The sequence below is a fragment of the Pantoea sp. QMID4 genome, assembly GCF_030270445.1.
Classification (GTDB): domain Bacteria; phylum Pseudomonadota; class Gammaproteobacteria; order Enterobacterales; family Enterobacteriaceae; genus Pantoea; species Pantoea vagans.
The window spans coordinates 673,557-689,777 of the sequence record NZ_BSXL01000001.1 but is presented as its reverse complement, the minus strand read 5'-3'; the positions used below and the strand labels follow the sequence as shown (position 1 = coordinate 689,777).

Here is a 16,221-nt window from a genome sequence, read left to right as displayed (position 1 = left end):
TCAGGCTCAGGCGTCGTGATAAGGTTCGACGAAAATGCCATCCGGCTGCTGCGTTTCATTAAAAAACCAGATGCCGAGTGGATAATCATCCAGCGCGACCAGAAACATGGTGCCTTCATTAAACGGCTCCCTGGCCAGAATGGTGCCAACGCGACGCGGGCCACCATCGGTTTTGACGCTAACGCGGTCATTTACCTTCATTTCGGTTCTCCTGATTATCTATTGCGTACAGTCTAAACGAAGAACCGGCGCGTTAGCGACGGGCAATGACCCAGACGGCATGAACGATACCAGGGATATAACCACAGATCGTCAGCAGTATATTCAGCCAGAAAGCACCACCAAAACCGACCTGCATAAATACACCCAGCGGTGGCAGCAGAATTGCGATAATAATTCTTAAGATGTCCATAACCATTCCTTTAGGTATTGAAAAAAATCAGCTTTATCATCAACTATAGCTGAATCTGCTCTGTTCAGGGGCAAAGTCAGGTAAATCTGAGCAAGGATCATTTTTGCAATTTCTTAACATTTCACCGCAAGACTTCTTACGCGCCTGGCCTTTACACTCCCTCTACTGCACCACCCCCATAGGTGCAGCCACAACCTAAAGTAACAAGGATTTTGCCCGCGCAGCGCGGGCTTTTTTTTGCCTGCGATCTGCCCGCTCCCCCCTTTCTGCCACGCGTTCTATACTGATTATTCTGTTTGCTCTCAGGAGTCAGAAAATGACAGACGAAAAGCAGCACACCGATATGCCGGCGTCCGATCTGCAGGTGGATGTGGAGGGTTTACTGGCGGCGATTCAGGCAAAAACGTCAGGAGAGATACGGGAATATATGGAGCAGAGTCAGATGCCACGGCCTGAAGTTGAAGGCCAGATTTTCCACTCGTATACCGAACTGGCAGAAGCGTTTGAAATCGATATCTGTAACTATCGCGCTTATGAAGCTAACCGCTGAAATCGATTTCAAAAAAATACCCGGCGGGAAGGCCGGGTAAAAATTCAATTCGTTACACCAGGGAATTCTTAACACCTCTGCAGATTACGCGAACGCGTCACCAAAACAAGTATCAGATATGCACGTTTCTGCAACGAACCGGGTCATTATGGGGCAACAGTTACCGAAAACACCGCGCCAGCCAGTGACTTAGCATCTGCACACTTCCTGCATCCCTCGCTTTCCCCTTTTCTTTTTTAAGATTTATCCTGGATTTTCAGCCAGCGCGACAGGAAAAAAAGTGTGAGCCATATTCAACTATAATATTGAAAAATCGCTGCTTTGGCCGCGAACGTGATGAAAGGAGCCTGTTAATGCCCGATCTTCAACAGCCGTTAATGATTATTACCGATCTCGATGGTTCGCTACTCGACCACCATACCTACCGCTGGGATGCGGCCACTGAGTGGCTCACCACCCTGAAACAGTCCGCTGTTCCGCTGGTGATCTGTTCCAGTAAGACGGCAGCCGAAATCATTCCGCTGCAAAAAAAGCTCGGGATCAGTGGTTCACCCTTTATCGCCGAGAACGGTGCCGTGGTCCAGACGCAGGATCAGCAGCGGATCCGCCTGCCCGATAATACGCTGACTTATGACGCACTCTGCCAGCGGCTGGCCGCATTGAAAGCAGTCTACCGTTTTACCGGCTTCCATGACTTCTCCGATCCGGAAGTGGCCTCAATGACCGGACTGAGTGAGGCTGATGCCGCGCTGTCACGCCAGCGCGACGCGTCTGAAGTGATTGTCTGGCGCGACAGTGACGAAGCGTTCGATAGCTTTCAGGCGGCACTACGTGCTGAAGGGCTGGCACTGACGCAGGGCGGACGTTTCTGGCATGTGATGCCAGCAGGCTGCGGCAAAGGTGAAGCGCTGCACTGGCTTCTGGACCATTCTCCCGGTGAAGCGCCCATCACAATTGGTCTCGGTGACGGGCCGAATGATGCGCCTATGCTGGACGCAGTTGATTATGCCGTAGTGATTAAGGGCTACAGTAAAACACCGGTAACACTCAGCCGGACCGATCAGCAGCAGGTCTACCACACCGCTCACCATGGCCCCGAAGGCTGGCGTGAAGGACTGGACTATTTTTTGACTCAACCTCAATAAGCCGCCCACGGGCATTAAAAGGATGATGCGATGAGTGACTTTTATCAGAATGGCGTAATCACCAATTTCCACAACCTTACCCACCGCAGCGTGGAGTCGCTGGAAAAAGAGATGGTTCGCTTTGCCCGCAAACGCAAAATGGGGCTGATCCTGCCATCGCTGTTTTCCGAACTTGAAGGCCCGGCGCTGACGAAAATCGTCGATGAGCTGGCAAAAGTGCCCTATCTGGATGAGATCGTGATTGGTCTGGATCGGGCCGACCGCGACCAGTTCCTGTTTGCCCGCGAGTTCTTCTCCCGCCTGCCGCAACGGCATCGCATTCTGTGGAATGACGGCCCGCGTCTGAAAGCCATTGATGCGGAACTGGATAAAGAGGGTCTGTCGCCCACTAATCCCGGCAAAGGTCGCAACGTCTGGTTCTGTACCGGCTATACGCTGGCGTCGGACCGCACCAGCTGTGTGGCGCTGCATGACTGCGATATCGTTACTTATGAGCGTGGCATGCTGGCCCGCCTGCTCTACCCGCTGGCCAACCCGGCGTTTCAGTATGAGTTCTGTAAAGGCTTCTATGCGCGCGTCGCGGATGGCAAACTTAACGGCCGCGTCGGACGTCTGCTGGTCGGGCCGCTGCTGCGCTCATTGCAGAAAGTCTATGGCCATTCGGAATACCTGGATTACCTGACAAGCTTCCGCTATCCGCTCTCCGGCGAGTTCGCCATGCGAACACATGTGCTGAACGGCATCAAAATTCCCGGCGACTGGGGACTGGAGATTGGCGTGCTGTCGGAGATTTACCGTAACTACACCACCCGCCAGTCGTGCCAGGTTGAAATCGCCGATAATTACGATCACAAGCATCAGCCGCTGGCCGAAGATGATGGCACCGGCGGCCTGAAGCGCATGAGCAGCGACATCGTCCAGTCACTGCTGCGTAAGCTCGCGACCATGGGTGTGCCGCTGACCAGCGATTCATTCCGGGTGCTGAAGGCAACCTATTACCGTAATGCGCTGGATATGATGGAAACTTATAACCACGAGGCGGCAATGAACGGACTGAAGTTTGATCAGCACGTCGAAGAGGCTGCGGTAGAGATGTTTACTCAGTCGATTCTGGAGGCGGGACAGGCGTTTATTGAACGTCCTAACGATAAGCCGTTTATACCCAGCTGGAGCCGGGTTCAGTCAGCGTTCCCGGATGTATTGCAGCGCATCTATCAGGCGGTTGAAGAGGATAATGACGGTAACGTCTGAAACAGGGCGGCACAGGGAGTGTGCCGGGCCTCAGGCAGTCAGAAACCAGACCTGTCGGGTCTCTGCCCCTCAGGCCTGAAGCTCTCAGCTTGCCAGTTGTTGCGCAGGATTCAGGGCGCAGAGTTCATCACTGCGAAAAGCCTCGCTGCGCACGGCATAGCCGTCATACCAGCGGCATTCCACCATGCCACTGGCGTAGCCGGTCACCACCATCGTGTGACCTTCTTCCTTGTGCTGCACTTCTTCACTGATTGCGAAAACCATGGGGCGCTCCTTTCATGCGTGTTATTAACCTGAGTGACTATTTTCTTTATAGCAGGTCAACCCGACACTTGCCTATTAAGGCACGCAAAAAATGGGCGAATTCAGAATTAAGCAGCTGGATATGCGGAAAATAAAAAAAGCGGATAAAACTTATCCGCTTTGATGAAGTGTTGACGCTGACGTCAGATTTTACAGCCTTCGCAATCGGCTTCATCACCGGGATCATCCGGCACTTCGCTGGCTTTTTTCTCTGCTTTCGCTTCAGCCTGCTCAAGCTGTGCGTCGATATCAAATTCAAACATGTCGTCGTTCATCGTCATTCTCCTGACCGTAAATCACAGTGCGCTTTATACCGATTTCCCGCGCACTCTGGCAATAAGGTTGACCACTAACAGCACGATCGACCCAATGATAAAGCCCAGTACCAGGTTTGCGCCGTTGCTAAGCAGCATCGCAATCCAGCCGCTTAATCCGCCGCTGACCTCCTCAATCAGATGATGCAGCGGCGCAATGCCATGCACCACGATACCGCCACCAACCAGGAACATCGCCAGGGTGCCGACCACCGAGAGAATCTTCATCAGCCAGGGCGCGGCGGCCAGCAGCACACTGCCGATACCCTGCGCAACGCGCGATGGTTTCTCACGCAGCCAGAAGCCAAGATCATCAATTTTTACGATGCCCGCGACGATGCCATAGACGCCAATGGTGACCAGAATGGCAATGCCCGCCAGGATGATCACCTGGTTGAGCAGCGGCGCTTCCGAGACAATACCCAGGGTGATCGCGACAATTTCCGCCGAGAGGATGAAATCTGTGCGCACCGCACCTTTGATTTTCTTCTTCTCATACTCTGCCGCGTTCTGATTCGCCAGCGAATCGAGGCGCTGCTGGCGTGCTTCCGGTGATTTGCTCTGCTTGTCGTGCTGCAGACTGTGCATCACCTTTTCCACGCCTTCATAGCAGAGATAAGCACCGCCTAGCATCAGCAATGGCGTGATCAGCCAGGGCGCAAAGGCGGAGATGATCAGCGCCAGCGGTACCAGAATGAGTTTGTTAAGAAACGACCCTTTAGCCACGCCCCACACCACGGGCAACTCACGGTTGGCTTTGACGCCGGTAACCTGCTGAGCATTCAGCGACAAATCATCGCCCAGTACGCCAGCGGTCTTTTTTGCCGCCACTTTTCCCATGACGGAAATATCGTCCAGAAGTGTTGCAATATCATCAAGTAAAGTCAGTAAACTGGTGCCCGCCAAAATCTTATCCTTAGTCTGGTTCGTTATGTTGACAACATGGGCAGCGCTCAATTTCCGTTACGGTCATCTCTGCGATGCCCTCACAATCCCACTCTACCCGCACCGCATCACCTTCTGCGCCTTCAGCATGCAGGTATTTACTGACCGGGCTTTCGGTCATGCCGGTGATCTCCTCCGTAGCGATAAGCCTGTCGCCGCAATAGACCCGCGCAGTGGCTTTAGTGTTTACCATCCGCTCGTCACGAATCTGGTAAAGGCGTTTAACCGTCAGTTTTATGCTCATGTCAGGCTCCTGGCCACGGAGAAAGCGCAGATCTAACCAATTATGGTCCTGATTAGCAATCAGCGTTGTAATGATGAATGCCCTGATGGTCGATCTCGGCACTCCCCGACATCGCCAGCAACCATTCCTCCAGCCGTTCCAGCAGATCCTGATCCACCAGGCGCAGTTTACCACGTAGCGCACACTCCCAGATGATCAGCACTTTCCAGCCGCTTTCCTGCAGCTGGCGCACATAATGCCGGTCACGTTCAACATTGCTGTTGATTTTTCCGGTCCAGAATTCCGTACGCGTCGCCGGCAGCTTAAACAGATAGCAGTGATGACGATGCCAGAAGCAGCCATGAACAAAAATAATCGCCTGCTGTTCGGTCAGGACAAAATCAGGCCGGCCCGGCAGATTTTTATCCTGTACGCGAAAGCTGAATCCCCGATCTTTCAGCAACAGCGCAATACGTTGCTCAATGGCCGTATCCTGAGCGCGAATGGCACGCATATTTTTGCTGCGTGTTTCGCTGGAGTGAACATCAGCCATAACGTCTCCTTTTTTGCTGGTTCTGTAACTTTAGCCTGCGCCACGAAAAGCGACAGCCGCCGTCGGACGACTTCGGATAGTACGCCGCAAAAACAGAACTTTCCGGCGGTCTGACACTGGGCACATCCCGGCAATTTCCTCGCAGCCTCTGGAGTGTTAGCATAGGCTCCTTACTGTTAAGGAAAAACGCATGCATCCCGCCGCCCTCGCTGAACCACTCTCTGCTGCACTTTCATCTGCTGATGCGTCTGAACTCTTTGGGCAGGTGCTGGACATCTATTCGGTTCGTGATCTCACGGCCCGACTGCAGCAGGCGGGATTTTCCTGCTGGACGCCGGCCCTGCTGAACCGGATCCGTCAGGGTAAAAGCGCCCTGCCGCCGCTGTGTGAGGCTGAGCTGTCGCTGTTGCAGAGTCTTTTGCCGACCCGGCCCGCTCATTATGATAATCCTGAGTTTCGTTTTATTGATCTCTTTGCCGGCATTGGCGGCATTCGCAAAGGATTCGAGGCGATCGGCGGCAAATGTGTGTTCACCAGTGAATGGAATAAAGAGGCGGTTCGCACCTATAAAGCCAACCACTATAGCGATCCGCTGGAGCATCACTTCAATACCGATATCCGGCAGGTGACCCAGCCGGAAGGTCTGACTGACGACGAAGAGATATACCGCGCGATTGATGCGGCAATCCCCGATCATCAGGTGTTGCTGGCCGGTTTTCCCTGCCAACCCTTTTCGCTGGCGGGCGTCAGTAAGAAAAATGCGCTAGGCCGCGCCCACGGGTTTGAATGTCAGGTGCAGGGCACGCTGTTTTTCGATGTTGCGCGCATTCTGGCCGCCAAGAAGCCGCCGTTTTTTGTGCTGGAGAATGTGAAAAACCTCAAGAGCCACGATAAGGGCCGCACTTTCGCCATTATCATGGAGACGCTGGATGAGCTGGGCTATGACGTGGCCGATGCCGGAGCCGGCAGCCCGGATGCCAAAGTGATCGATGCGCGTCACTTCCTGCCCCAGCATCGCGAACGCATTGTGATGGTGGGGATTCGCCGTGACCTGAAAAAGCAGGACTTTACGCTACGCGATATCCGTCGTTTCTATCCCGCGCAGGTGCCCAGCCTGCAGAGCCTGCTGGAAAAGGCGCCAGACGACAAATATATTCTGTCGCCGGTGCTGTGGCGCTATCTCTACCAGTATGCGAAAAAGCACAAAGCGAAAGGTAACGGCTTTGGTTTTGGCCTTAACGATCCAAGCAATCCTGACTGCTGCGTGCGGACGCTGTCAGCACGCTACTACAAAGATGGCTCAGAGATTCTGATTGACCGCGGCTGGGACAGCGCCCTGAGTGAAGCGGAGTTTCAGGATACGGATAACATGGCACGGCGTCCGCGTCGTCTTTCTCCACGCGAATGTGCCCGCCTGATGGGCTTTGATGTGCCGGGCCACGAGCCGTTCCGCATTCCGGTTTCAGATACTCAGGCCTATAAGCAGTTTGGTAACTCGGTCGTCGTGCCGGTGTTTGCGGCTGTGGCGCAGTTGCTGCTGCCGCATATTCGTCAGCTGAAGTCGCCATCCCGGCCAGATTAGTTGTGAGATTGCACCAGCTCAGGGAACAGGGCCAGATCGGAAAGACGCAAAACTGTCATTCACGACTGCTCAGCCCGCGCAATTACGCACCTCTTCCCTGAGGTGCGCCCGTTGCCGGGCCAACACGTTGCGTTGTTCAAAAACGCTCCCGGCGTTTTAGTACGCACCTCTTCCCTGAGGTGCGCCCGTTGCCGGGCCAACGCGTTGCGTTGTTCAAAAACGCTCCCGGCGTTTTAGTACGCACCTCTTCCCTGAGGTGCGTCCGTTGCCGGGCCAACGCGTTGCGTTGTTCAAAAACGCTCCCGGCGTTTTTGTCCATGGCGCGGGACGCTTTCCTCTTCTGACCCTGTTCCCTGCGCGTTGAATTGTTGCGTTTCGAACAGATTTAACGGATTTCACCCACGAAAGAATTAAAAAACCCGTCTTTCGACGGGTTTCTGATTTATTTCTTCTTCTTGTTCTGCTTCTTCAGCAGCAGGCGAATCTGCTTCAACTCGCTGGCGCTCAGTCCATCGGTTTTCACGTCAGAGGCACCCGCTTCATCGGCGCCCTCTTCAGTAATGTCCTGACTATCAATTGCCGGATGTGGATGCGTTTTCAGACTGGTCTGCAAACGCTGCACAATTTCCTGGCTCATTGAAATCTGGTTTTCCAGCGCCAGCTGTTTAATTGTTTCTTTCAGCTCGGGATCAATTTTAATCGTTAAATTAACAGTTTCGGTCATCGGGCAGCTCCTTTTTATTATTGCTCACACGCTACCGGATGACCGTTTCGATTAACATACTGTCATAAAAATTTAATATTCTGTTTTCAGTGGAGTGAAATCCCGCAGCACGCCCTCATCCATTCCCACCAGATTGCCCTGAAGTTCGGCATAAAGCTTCGCCATGTAGCGCACCAGGAAATCGGCGTTATGCTCAGCCAGCATGCGGCCGGTTTCGGTATGCATGGTTTCAGGCAGACGCAGCAGCTTCTTCTGGAAATGGTCCAGCGTCCACTTAATATCATTCAGCTCGCGATCTTTACCCAGTGGATCCTGACTGTCGAATAACGGGCGATTCAATGCACCGGCCGTGTAAAAGACCCGCGCCAGCCCGATTGCGCCCAGCGACTCCAGCCGGTCTGCATCCTGCACGATTCTGGCTTCGAGCGTCTCTGGCGGGATACCGGCGCTGAAACTGTGAGCTTTAACCGCATGCATCACGGCATCAATTTTTTCTGCCGGAAAGTCGAGAAAATCCTGCTGCAGGATGCGCTGCGTTTCCGTCGCGGCATAAGTAGAAGCGAAATGTCGTTCCGGATGATTCTTGGGAAGATTCACTACATCATGAAAATAGCAGGCGGTGAGCACCACCAGCGGGTCCGCATTCGTGCCGGTCATGATTCGCTGCGCGCTCATCCAGACGCGTCGCAGATGGGCGATATCGTGCGCGCCGTCGTCGTGGATCCAGTTTGCCTGAAACCAGCTTTCATAGCGGGATTGCCAGAGTGTAAGTGACATAATCTATCTCCCTGTAGTGATCGACAGCGGATTCTCTGTCGCGATCAGTGCGCAAACGGCAAGCCATCATAGCGACTGGCTAATGACACTTTTTTTACAGTGCGGTTGAAAAGAGCGGCGCTGCCAGTGATTTTGGGCAGAAAAATGAGATCTGGATCATCTGTATAGCACCTTTGTTGCATAAATACCGCAATTTCGGCGGTTTTCAGCCTTTACTCAGTGAATTGCTGCTAAGAAAATTAGTTTAACAGCAGTAATGTTTGATCCATTCTGAACCCCTTAAAACGGCCGTGCTTACCCTTTTTTTGTCACGCAATTAATTGTAAAAGTGTGGGCAATAGCAGGTGAAAAAGTCTGAAAAGGTTCCTATTTTTACCGTTATAACGTACTGTATCCGGGCTATTCGTCGTGTTCTGCCGATTGCGTGATAAGCTTTGGTGCGCTTTTTGCATTTTGCTGATTTTTAACACCCAACGTGACAATTTTAAAGTAACTGTCAGGCGACAAATTATTAAACAAATTGATTTAAAGCTTTTATGATAACTCTCAGATGTGTAGCAAATGGATGTTTACAGCAGTAACCGGGTTCTACTAATAAAAAGAGGTAATCCATGAAAGAACGGCCGATTCTTTTTTCCGAACAGCGTGTTCGTGCCCTGTTGGTTGGCCAGCAAACACAAACCCGGCGCATTATGAAAACTCAGGCTTTCGGGCCGGGACAGGATCATCACGAAGGCGTTCATGCTTTCGACGTGAGTGCTAACCATCTGCATGGCTACAAGATGATGTCGATGACCGACATCAGCTATCAGTGTCCCTACGGCAAACCGGGCGACATCCTGTGGGTGCGTGAAACCTGGCGCGGCCCGATGGTGCCAGAAAGCGATCTCGCCGAATATGAACGTGACCCTACGCCGTTTCGCCTGCCGGAATATTGCCAGTATCGTGCCGACAGTAATGAGCTGGGTCAGCATGCGATGAGTACCCCGGAAGCCGAGGAGTTTGGCTGGCAGACCGCCATCCACATGCCGCGCTGGGCCAGTCGTATCAACCTTGAAATTACCGGCGTGCGCGCGGAGAAGATCCAGGATATCAGTGAAGATGACATTATGGCGGAGGGCGTACAGACCGACTCGCACTTCCTTAATAACTTCTTCACCATGAATGTTAATTCTGAGTCGCCTAAAGAGGCGTATCGCAAAGCCTGGGAAAAACAGTACGGCGCGACCAGCTGGGAAGTTAATCCCTGGGTCTGGGTCATTGAATTTCAGCGCGTTGATCGCAGGTAATGCCTCAGCCCCCGCTTTGCGGGTTGAATCACAGACAACGGCTGCACTAACGGGTTGAATAGACAGCCTTCAGTCCTGAAGTCAGACAGAAGATGCCAGCATTCGATGCTGGCATTTTTATATCTGCCGCGTCAGGATAATGACCTGGCCCGGTTCTGTGCAGGAGTTGCGATGTTTAAATGGCCCTGGAAAACGCATAACGACACCCTGCTGGCGGCACTGCCGTGGCAACAGGCGCTGTCACAGCCTGTCTTCAGCCCGCTGGATGAGTCTGAACAGCAGGCGCTGGTAGAGCTGGCAAAGCGCTTTCTGCAACAGAAAAAACTGGTGCCTCTCGGGGGCGTTCAGCTGGATGAACTGCGCAGCGTGCGGATTGCCCTGCTTTTCTCTTTGCCGGTGCTGAAGCTGGGTCTGGAGTGGCTGGACGGTTTTCATGAGGTGCTGATCTATCCCGAGCCGTTTGAGGTCGACGATGAGTGGCAGGATGAACATGGGCTGGTTCACATCGCGCCTGCCGTTCACGCCGGACAGAGCTGGACGCAGGGACCGGTCGTCCTCAACTGGCTCGATATTCAGGACTCCTTCGATCTCTCCGGCTTTAATCTGGTGATCCATGAGGTGGCACACAAACTGGATGCGCGCGGCAGCGGTTATACCAGCGGCGTTCCGGTCATGCCGCTGCGTGACGTAGCCCAGTGGGAAAGGGATTTGCGAGCCGCGATGGCAGAGATTGAAAGTGAAGTGGAACTGACAGGCGAACAGGCTGCGACTATCGATCCCTACGCCGCTAGCGATCCGGCTGAGTGCTTCGCCGTACTTTCTGAATATTTCTTTACGGCTCCGGTTCTGCTGGCCGAACGCTTTCCCGCCATGTATCAGAATCTGCGCCAGTTTTACCAGCAGGATCCCCTGAGCCGGATGGCTTCTGACGCGGCTCAAACTGCTTAAATCCCGATCGCATTGCGTTAAAGCTAGCCAGTTGAATGATAATGTATTTTTTGCTGTTGACACCTCAGTGCGACGCCGCTACTATTCGCCTCGTTCAAACGATTCCTCTGTAGTTCAGTCGGTAGAACGGCGGACTGTTAATCCGTATGTCACTGGTTCGAGTCCAGTCAGAGGAGCCAGAATTAGAAAAGCCCGCTCAGGGAAACCTGAGCGGGCTTTTTGCTTTTCAGTGAGCTCAATTTTCTCGCCCTTTCTGATTACCATTCGGACCCGACTGCTGTTACCAGCATATTGCTGGTGAATCCGGCGGCCATAACTGCAAAAAACCAGCCGGACAATTGCTGCCCTGGCTGGCTTGTCCCCTCGGCTAACGATTACTCGGGAATAGTCAGTACCTGACCCGGCGCAATATTATCCGGGTTGCTGAGGGTGTTTTTATTCGCCTCAAAGATTTTCATATATTTTGATGCGTCATTATAAAACTGCTTAGCGATTGCGCTGAGCGTATCACCCGATTTAACGGTATAAGTGCGATCACCTGCTGCTGAGGCATCGGTCTTATTCTCAACATTTTTATCAACGCTATGTAACAACTCATCGCCAATATTTTTAATATTATCCAGAATGCTCATAATTACGCCCCTATCGTTTCCGATACGTTTAGTTTAATTAAAAAAACAGGATTGCCAGACAAATACTGCGCGGCGTACGATACACCTGCTTTTATTTCGTGGATTAAACCACTGCTAAACGTGCAGTCATTTATATAAAAAGAAGGATGTTAATGATGGGTATACTGTCATGGGTTGTATTTGGTCTGCTCGCCGGTATTATCGCCAGATGTATTATGCCAGGTAAAGAACATATGGGCATTTTCATGACCATGATTCTGGGTATTATCGGCGCACTGATTGGCGGTGTCGCCAGTACGGCTCTGGGCTTTGGCAAGGTCAGTGGTTTCAATATTTACAGCATTGCCATTGCAACCCTGGGTTCAATTATTGTGCTGTTTGTTATTCATAAAATCAGAGCATGTAAACAATCTTAACCGCTTACGATTCAGGGGAAATAAAATGAGTTTACTGGAAACGGTGCTGGCGATGTGCGGCCTGAATACTCAGACCAGTCAGGAAGTGAAAGGTGTGCTGGAGTGGGTGGAGCAGCAAGGCGGTTTACACACTATCGTAAGTCATCTTCAGAGCGGTGAGTACAGTGAAGTGGTTAACTCCTGGCTGGGCGATCAGCAGAACGTTGCCCTGAGCAGCGATCTGGTGCAGAAGATGATTAACTCTGAGGCCATTGAACAGCTGGCTGCGCGGATGGGCATCAACACCCGCGATGCACTGAATCTGCTGGTCAAATATCTGCCACAGTTGGTGGATAAAGCGTCATCTGCAGGCGTGATTGATAAAAAAGCCGATCTTACCGGGCTGGTCAGTCAGTTAATGCATTAAGCGTGATGCAATTGGAAGATAAAAGCCTGCTGCGAGAGTATGAGGCTTTTATCTTTCAGATTCAGAGGAATTGAGCAAAGTTGTTCAGCACAAAGACTAAATACTAAGAAGAGGTTATTTGAGCCAGTAATCAAATTTATCTTCCCAGGGAAAAACTATATCCTGCTGCCTTACCCTTTCGAAAACCTCGATGATTTTATCAAATCGCTCTCCAGGTATTTTTTTGATAAATCTGAGTGACACCAGGGAATTCTTATTGGCCTTTCAATATCTGTACTCAGGCAATCCCAGAGAGCATCCAGATTCTTGCCGTAATAGGGGCCAAATTCCATTATCTCAGCCAGAATGCGATGAACATCAGATTCTGTATGTATATCACGACCATCTATAATCATATTTATCCTCATTCTATTTACCTACAGGCAAAGGCAAGCTTTCAGGAAGTGCGTGCAGAGTAGATACAGGCTAACGACGAAGTCATTATCGGCGGAAATTGGGGCCTGCTAAGCCGCCTTAATCCGGTAGTGCTACTTCACTCTGGCGGAGTTAACCTTAAGAATCAGATTCGGATTCGCCACGTCACTGCTGAGGTCTGAAACGTCCTGCACCTGTTTTAACTTATCGCAGATAATATGATGCCTTCGCTCACCGCTGACTTCATGGTGCTGTTCGCGCAACCGCTCACGTTCAGCACCGCCAGCACACCATCCGCCATGTAACTAGCGAAGCCTCCTTCGATGCAGCCGCCAGTGCTCATGCCCGCGCAGCTGATCACCCGACTCGCAATAGAAGCATAACTATCTGAGATATCTAACAAAGAAACCACCTTAAAGGACGAGATCTCACCATTTATATCTTTAATTTCGAAAAAATCATGTCATTAATATGCCAATATTGCTCTTTATCTGGTACTAAAAAGCCAAAATCACTACTTGCCTGAGTTTTCCAGTCAGAAGGTACAGATGCTTAGCGACTTCTATCCCAATCAGTGAGGCGATATATTTTCTTGTCGAAAGTAATATAAAACTTAGGTAGCCGCATTCTCCAGCTATCTATAGTAAGAGAGTTTATCCGTAACAGATATTTCATAAGGGTAAAGGAAAAAGGGATAAGCGAAATGCAGATCTGAAAAAAAGAATCCGTTTTCAGAGTCATCTCGCAGTTTATTAATCGGCTTTCAGCGAGTTTGAGCAGCAGAAGGTGTATATTTAAACAGGAAAAAAAGCACAGGAAGCGCATAACGAGAGATTATTAGCGCGGCTGAAGCGGGGTGCAACCCGCAGCAACCGCTGACCACAAGCAACTATCGAGGAGTTGATTATGGCTGACACGCATCATAAGCCAGAGACCCGCACGGCCACAACCGCCGCCAGTGAATCGCAGGCACATTATTACAAAGTAGGATACCGGCCTAACAAAGGCCAGCCGAACCCGCTGCCACAGCTGACCATAAAAGGCCGCTGGCTGGAAGCGCTGGGCTTTAAAACCGGGCAGAAGATCGAGGTGATCACGGGGCCGGGACAGTTGATCATCCGGCTGGTGAGTGAAGGATAACTGACTGGTCTATAAAGTAAAATCCCGGCACTAAGGCCGGGATTTGTAACATTAAATCTAACGATATTGCTCAGGGATATTTTTTAATTGCTCATCTAAAGACCAAACAGCTGGCTTTTCCTTTTCTCTAAACCAGACAGCTCCTTTTTTAAGCCACTTCTCGCGATATCGCTTTAACGCGTTAATATTCATATCTTCATAGCCGAACTCAACGCCACAACAGTCGCATATCTCATAACTAGGTGTCAGACCATCCTCTCCCCAAGGTGGTTCCAACTGTTTAGCACCACATACTCTGCATACATTTAACCCATTACTATTGCGCATTGAAGTAATCCAAGTTTGTTTTAAATCCATGATCAGAAGGATCTGGCCTAAACATTGTTTTAGGCACCCCATCAGCTGTTTTCACAGCAAAAGTATTTGTTTTAGGGTTGTAAAAAACCGTTTCGCCATTTGATCGTACTTTAGACAGAGTTCCTGGCGGCGGGTTATTAACAAAGCTGTGAGTAGCTTCTACATATTGCTTAGAATTCTGAAGCTCAGGAAACTCCTGCTTGTGTTTATCCCAATGCCCATATGCGTTAGATACGGGTTCTTTTTTCTTAGTTTCTGTCCAGATCTGTACATCTTTAGCTTTCGCTGAGATCTGTTGGCTACCTTCATTTATTAAACGGGACGCTTCAGCAACATCCCCTTTCTTCAGCGCCGTTTCTGCGGCCTTGATGACCTTTCCTGCCGCATCTCCCGCGCCGGGAATTATACCGATTGCAGCCGCAAGATAATCAAGAGCCGACTGCGCTTCCGCAAAGCTCTTGATGTCGCCATAAACAGGTATAAAGTCGCTGCCAAACTCTGCACCCGCTGACGCCATATCTTTCAGCGCTTCACGCCGCTCGGTGTACATCTTCACCGAGCAGGCTTCTACGCTCATGCCGCCGCAGTTGGCCTCTTTATAGCGCTCGTTTTCGGCTTCAACCTGCTCACCGGCTTTCTGCTCCAGCGTTTTACCTTCAGACTGCGCTTGGGCGATATCGCCGAGAGAGTTATTCTCTACCGCATTCTTCCCGGCAATCGCGCCGCTCGTCGCCGCAGCACTGCTATTGCCAGCCATGCCGCCCGCCAGTCCTGCCGCCAGCGTGCCCAGCAGGCTCAGCTGCTCACGGTCTTCCTGCCCCAGTGCCGCTATCTTCTCCGGCGTGTCCGCGCCCCAGTATTTCTCCGCGATGTAGCGGGTGGCAAGCTCGCCGCTGAACGCCCCTGCCGCACCCGCCGCCGCACTTCCCCCGGACATCTGCGATGATACCGCACCCCACACCGCATGCGCCATGGCATTGGCTGCCACGTCAACGTTGCCGGAAGCGTCGGTCGTTTCCTTCTTAATCAGCTGCGCTGCCCACGGATTAAGGCCGCCTGCGACCGCCTGACCTGCATTGCCGGTTACCAGCCCCGTCAGGATGCTGCCGACCGTCTGTGCGACCTTCTGCGACGTGCTGCCGATACCCCACTGCTTCATCTCCGCCTGATACTCTGGCGAATCACGCATTTTCTCCAGCCACTCTCCCCGCTGTTTTTCAGTTGCTCCGGCGGGCAGCGTCTCGGCGTTCTTCGCACTCTGCGCTTTCTCAAGGCCTTTGATATCGCCCATGGTCGTGACGATATTTGTCATCTGGCCGCTGATTTCACCGGCTAGCTGAGCCGTCTGAAGCCGCTTCTGCTCCTTCTCTTTATCAAAGATTGCGCTGATGCTGTCACTGGCATGTTCAATGTCACGGCTGAGCGCCGATACGTCCTGGGTCTGCCTGCTCTGATCGCGGACAATGATGGTGCCATCTGCCACGGCGGCCCGGGTGGTGCCTTCGGCGTGCCCTTTATTATTCAGACCCGATAACAGCGTGCTGGCACTGTTGGAGGCGGCGTTAGCAAGCATCTGTTTACCCATGCCAGCGCCATTCGACAGCGCAATGCTGCCGCCGCTATGACTGACTTTATAGTCAGCAGAGACGCAATCCGCAATGCAGAGTCAAGGCGGGTTAACATGCATATACAGTATGAAAGTTTATCTTTAACGGATATTCCGGGAGGCTAAAGGAAGAAGGGATAAGCGAAATGCAGACCTGAAAAAAGAATCCGTTTTCAGAGTCATCTCGCAGTTTATTAATCAGCTTTCAGCGAGTTTGAGCAGCAGAAGGTGTAT

At 51.7% G+C, this 16,221-nt stretch carries 23 protein-coding genes and 1 tRNA gene; 10 read left to right on the top strand and 14 right to left on the bottom strand.

Features of this window, described 5'->3' with window-relative positions; all coding sequences use genetic code 11:
• Positions 1 to 6 precede the first annotated feature (6 nt).
• Positions 7 to 201: a protein DsrB gene (gene dsrB / locus QSK07_RS03025; RefSeq protein WP_098052984.1), complete on the bottom strand. Its 195-nt coding sequence runs from the start codon at positions 199 to 201 to the stop codon at positions 7 to 9.
• A gap of 52 nt (positions 202 to 253) precedes the next feature.
• Positions 254 to 412, bottom strand: a complete 159-nt coding sequence (locus QSK07_RS03020; protein WP_013358294.1) for a YqaE/Pmp3 family membrane protein — start codon at positions 410 to 412, stop codon at positions 254 to 256.
• A 316-nt stretch (positions 413 to 728) separates the two neighbouring features.
• On the opposite strand from QSK07_RS03020, the gene QSK07_RS03015 reads away from it, so the two are divergent.
• The 3 genes from QSK07_RS03015 (at position 729) to QSK07_RS03005 (ending at position 3,358) form a co-directional block, all read left to right on the top strand.
• On the top strand, positions 729 to 962 hold the full coding sequence (locus QSK07_RS03015; RefSeq protein WP_098052983.1) for a DUF2525 domain-containing protein: 234 nt from the start codon (positions 729 to 731) through the stop codon (positions 960 to 962).
• A 353-nt stretch (positions 963 to 1,315) separates the two neighbouring features.
• Entirely contained in the window at positions 1,316 to 2,107 is a 792-nt protein-coding gene (locus QSK07_RS03010) for a mannosyl-3-phosphoglycerate phosphatase-related protein (protein ID WP_285720412.1), read from the top strand.
• 30 nt (positions 2,108 to 2,137) lie between these two features.
• On the top strand, positions 2,138 to 3,358 hold the full coding sequence (locus QSK07_RS03005; RefSeq protein ID WP_013358297.1) for a glycosyltransferase family protein: 1,221 nt from the start codon (positions 2,138 to 2,140) through the stop codon (positions 3,356 to 3,358).
• An 84-nt stretch (positions 3,359 to 3,442) separates the two neighbouring features.
• On the opposite strand, the gene QSK07_RS03000 is transcribed toward QSK07_RS03005, so the two are convergent.
• The 5 genes from QSK07_RS03000 to QSK07_RS02980 form a co-directional block, all read right to left on the bottom strand.
• Entirely contained in the window at positions 3,443 to 3,622 is a 180-nt protein-coding gene (locus tag QSK07_RS03000; RefSeq protein ID WP_013358298.1) for a YodC family protein, read from the bottom strand.
• A 182-nt stretch (positions 3,623 to 3,804) separates the two neighbouring features.
• Positions 3,805 to 3,936, bottom strand: a complete 132-nt coding sequence (locus QSK07_RS02995; protein ID WP_255434091.1) for a hypothetical protein — start codon at positions 3,934 to 3,936, stop codon at positions 3,805 to 3,807.
• 33 nt (positions 3,937 to 3,969) lie between these two features.
• Positions 3,970 to 4,881, bottom strand: coding sequence for a DUF808 domain-containing protein (locus QSK07_RS02990; protein ID WP_285720411.1), 912 nt, complete (start codon positions 4,879 to 4,881; stop codon positions 3,970 to 3,972).
• 10 nt (positions 4,882 to 4,891) lie between these two features.
• Positions 4,892 to 5,164, bottom strand: a complete 273-nt coding sequence (locus QSK07_RS02985; RefSeq protein WP_285720410.1) for a hypothetical protein — start codon at positions 5,162 to 5,164, stop codon at positions 4,892 to 4,894.
• A gap of 52 nt (positions 5,165 to 5,216) precedes the next feature.
• The gene (locus tag QSK07_RS02980; RefSeq protein ID WP_285720409.1) at positions 5,217 to 5,696 is read right to left on the bottom strand and encodes a very short patch repair endonuclease; all 480 of its coding nucleotides are present in this window, start codon (positions 5,694 to 5,696) and stop codon (positions 5,217 to 5,219) included.
• A 190-nt stretch (positions 5,697 to 5,886) separates the two neighbouring features.
• Here QSK07_RS02980 and dcm point away from each other — a divergent pair, with 190 nt between their 5' ends.
• On the top strand, positions 5,887 to 7,278 hold the full coding sequence (gene dcm, locus QSK07_RS02975) for a DNA (cytosine-5-)-methyltransferase (RefSeq protein WP_285720408.1): 1,392 nt from the start codon (positions 5,887 to 5,889) through the stop codon (positions 7,276 to 7,278).
• A 442-nt stretch (positions 7,279 to 7,720) separates the two neighbouring features.
• On the opposite strand, the gene QSK07_RS02970 is transcribed toward dcm, so the two are convergent.
• A complete protein-coding gene (locus QSK07_RS02970) occupies positions 7,721 to 8,002 on the bottom strand; it encodes an Arc family DNA-binding protein (protein ID WP_285720407.1) in 282 nt (93 codons plus the stop codon).
• 72 nt (positions 8,003 to 8,074) lie between these two features.
• Positions 8,075 to 8,779 (bottom strand): phosphohydrolase, encoded by a 705-nt coding sequence (locus QSK07_RS02965; protein ID WP_285720406.1) that lies wholly within the window; start codon positions 8,777 to 8,779, stop codon positions 8,075 to 8,077.
• A gap of 611 nt (positions 8,780 to 9,390) precedes the next feature.
• Between QSK07_RS02965 and QSK07_RS02960 the strand changes: the two genes are divergently transcribed.
• From QSK07_RS02960 to QSK07_RS02950, 3 genes are all read left to right on the top strand, one after another.
• On the top strand, positions 9,391 to 10,068 hold the full coding sequence (locus QSK07_RS02960) for an ASCH domain-containing protein (protein ID WP_285720405.1): 678 nt from the start codon (positions 9,391 to 9,393) through the stop codon (positions 10,066 to 10,068).
• Positions 10,069 to 10,239: 171 nt separating this feature from the next.
• Positions 10,240 to 11,016, top strand: a complete 777-nt coding sequence (gene mtfA, locus QSK07_RS02955; RefSeq protein WP_285720404.1) for a DgsA anti-repressor MtfA — start codon at positions 10,240 to 10,242, stop codon at positions 11,014 to 11,016.
• A gap of 103 nt (positions 11,017 to 11,119) precedes the next feature.
• Positions 11,120 to 11,195, top strand: a tRNA-Asn gene (locus tag QSK07_RS02950).
• 195 nt (positions 11,196 to 11,390) lie between these two features.
• Here QSK07_RS02950 and QSK07_RS02945 read toward each other — a convergent pair.
• Complete coding sequence (locus QSK07_RS02945; protein ID WP_502921699.1) at positions 11,391 to 11,648, bottom strand: LysM peptidoglycan-binding domain-containing protein; 258 nt, start codon at positions 11,646 to 11,648, stop codon at positions 11,391 to 11,393.
• 155 nt (positions 11,649 to 11,803) lie between these two features.
• Between QSK07_RS02945 and QSK07_RS02940 the strand changes: the two genes are divergently transcribed.
• Both QSK07_RS02940 and QSK07_RS02935 read left to right on the top strand, forming a co-directional pair.
• Positions 11,804 to 12,064, top strand: a complete 261-nt coding sequence (locus tag QSK07_RS02940) for a GlsB/YeaQ/YmgE family stress response membrane protein (protein WP_041456944.1) — start codon at positions 11,804 to 11,806, stop codon at positions 12,062 to 12,064.
• A 25-nt stretch (positions 12,065 to 12,089) separates the two neighbouring features.
• Entirely contained in the window at positions 12,090 to 12,470 is a 381-nt protein-coding gene (locus QSK07_RS02935; protein ID WP_285720403.1) for a YidB family protein, read from the top strand.
• Positions 12,471 to 12,640: 170 nt separating this feature from the next.
• Here QSK07_RS02935 and QSK07_RS02930 read toward each other — a convergent pair whose 3' ends face one another.
• Positions 12,641 to 12,865 carry a barstar family protein gene (locus tag QSK07_RS02930; RefSeq protein ID WP_502921698.1) on the bottom strand — a complete coding sequence of 75 codons (225 nt, stop codon included), beginning with the start codon at positions 12,863 to 12,865 and terminating at the stop codon, positions 12,641 to 12,643.
• Between the two features lie 218 nt (positions 12,866 to 13,083).
• Entirely contained in the window at positions 13,084 to 13,287 is a 204-nt protein-coding gene (locus tag QSK07_RS02925) for a hypothetical protein (protein WP_285720402.1), read from the bottom strand.
• Positions 13,288 to 13,790: 503 nt separating this feature from the next.
• Between QSK07_RS02925 and QSK07_RS02920 the strand changes: the two genes are divergently transcribed.
• On the top strand, positions 13,791 to 14,024 hold the full coding sequence (locus tag QSK07_RS02920; protein WP_285720401.1) for a SymE family type I addiction module toxin: 234 nt from the start codon (positions 13,791 to 13,793) through the stop codon (positions 14,022 to 14,024).
• A 57-nt stretch (positions 14,025 to 14,081) separates the two neighbouring features.
• Here the strand turns inward: QSK07_RS02920 and QSK07_RS02915 are convergent, their stop codons facing one another.
• Together QSK07_RS02915 and QSK07_RS02910 are read right to left on the bottom strand one after the other, a co-directional pair.
• Positions 14,082 to 14,351 carry a hypothetical protein gene (locus QSK07_RS02915; protein WP_135908295.1) on the bottom strand — a complete coding sequence of 90 codons (270 nt, stop codon included), beginning with the start codon at positions 14,349 to 14,351 and terminating at the stop codon, positions 14,082 to 14,084.
• Complete coding sequence (locus tag QSK07_RS02910) at positions 14,341 to 15,966, bottom strand: VENN motif pre-toxin domain-containing protein (protein WP_285720400.1); 1,626 nt, start codon at positions 15,964 to 15,966, stop codon at positions 14,341 to 14,343. The genes QSK07_RS02915 and QSK07_RS02910 overlap by 11 nt, the downstream gene beginning before the upstream one ends.
• Positions 15,967 to 16,221: the final 255 nt, after the last annotated feature.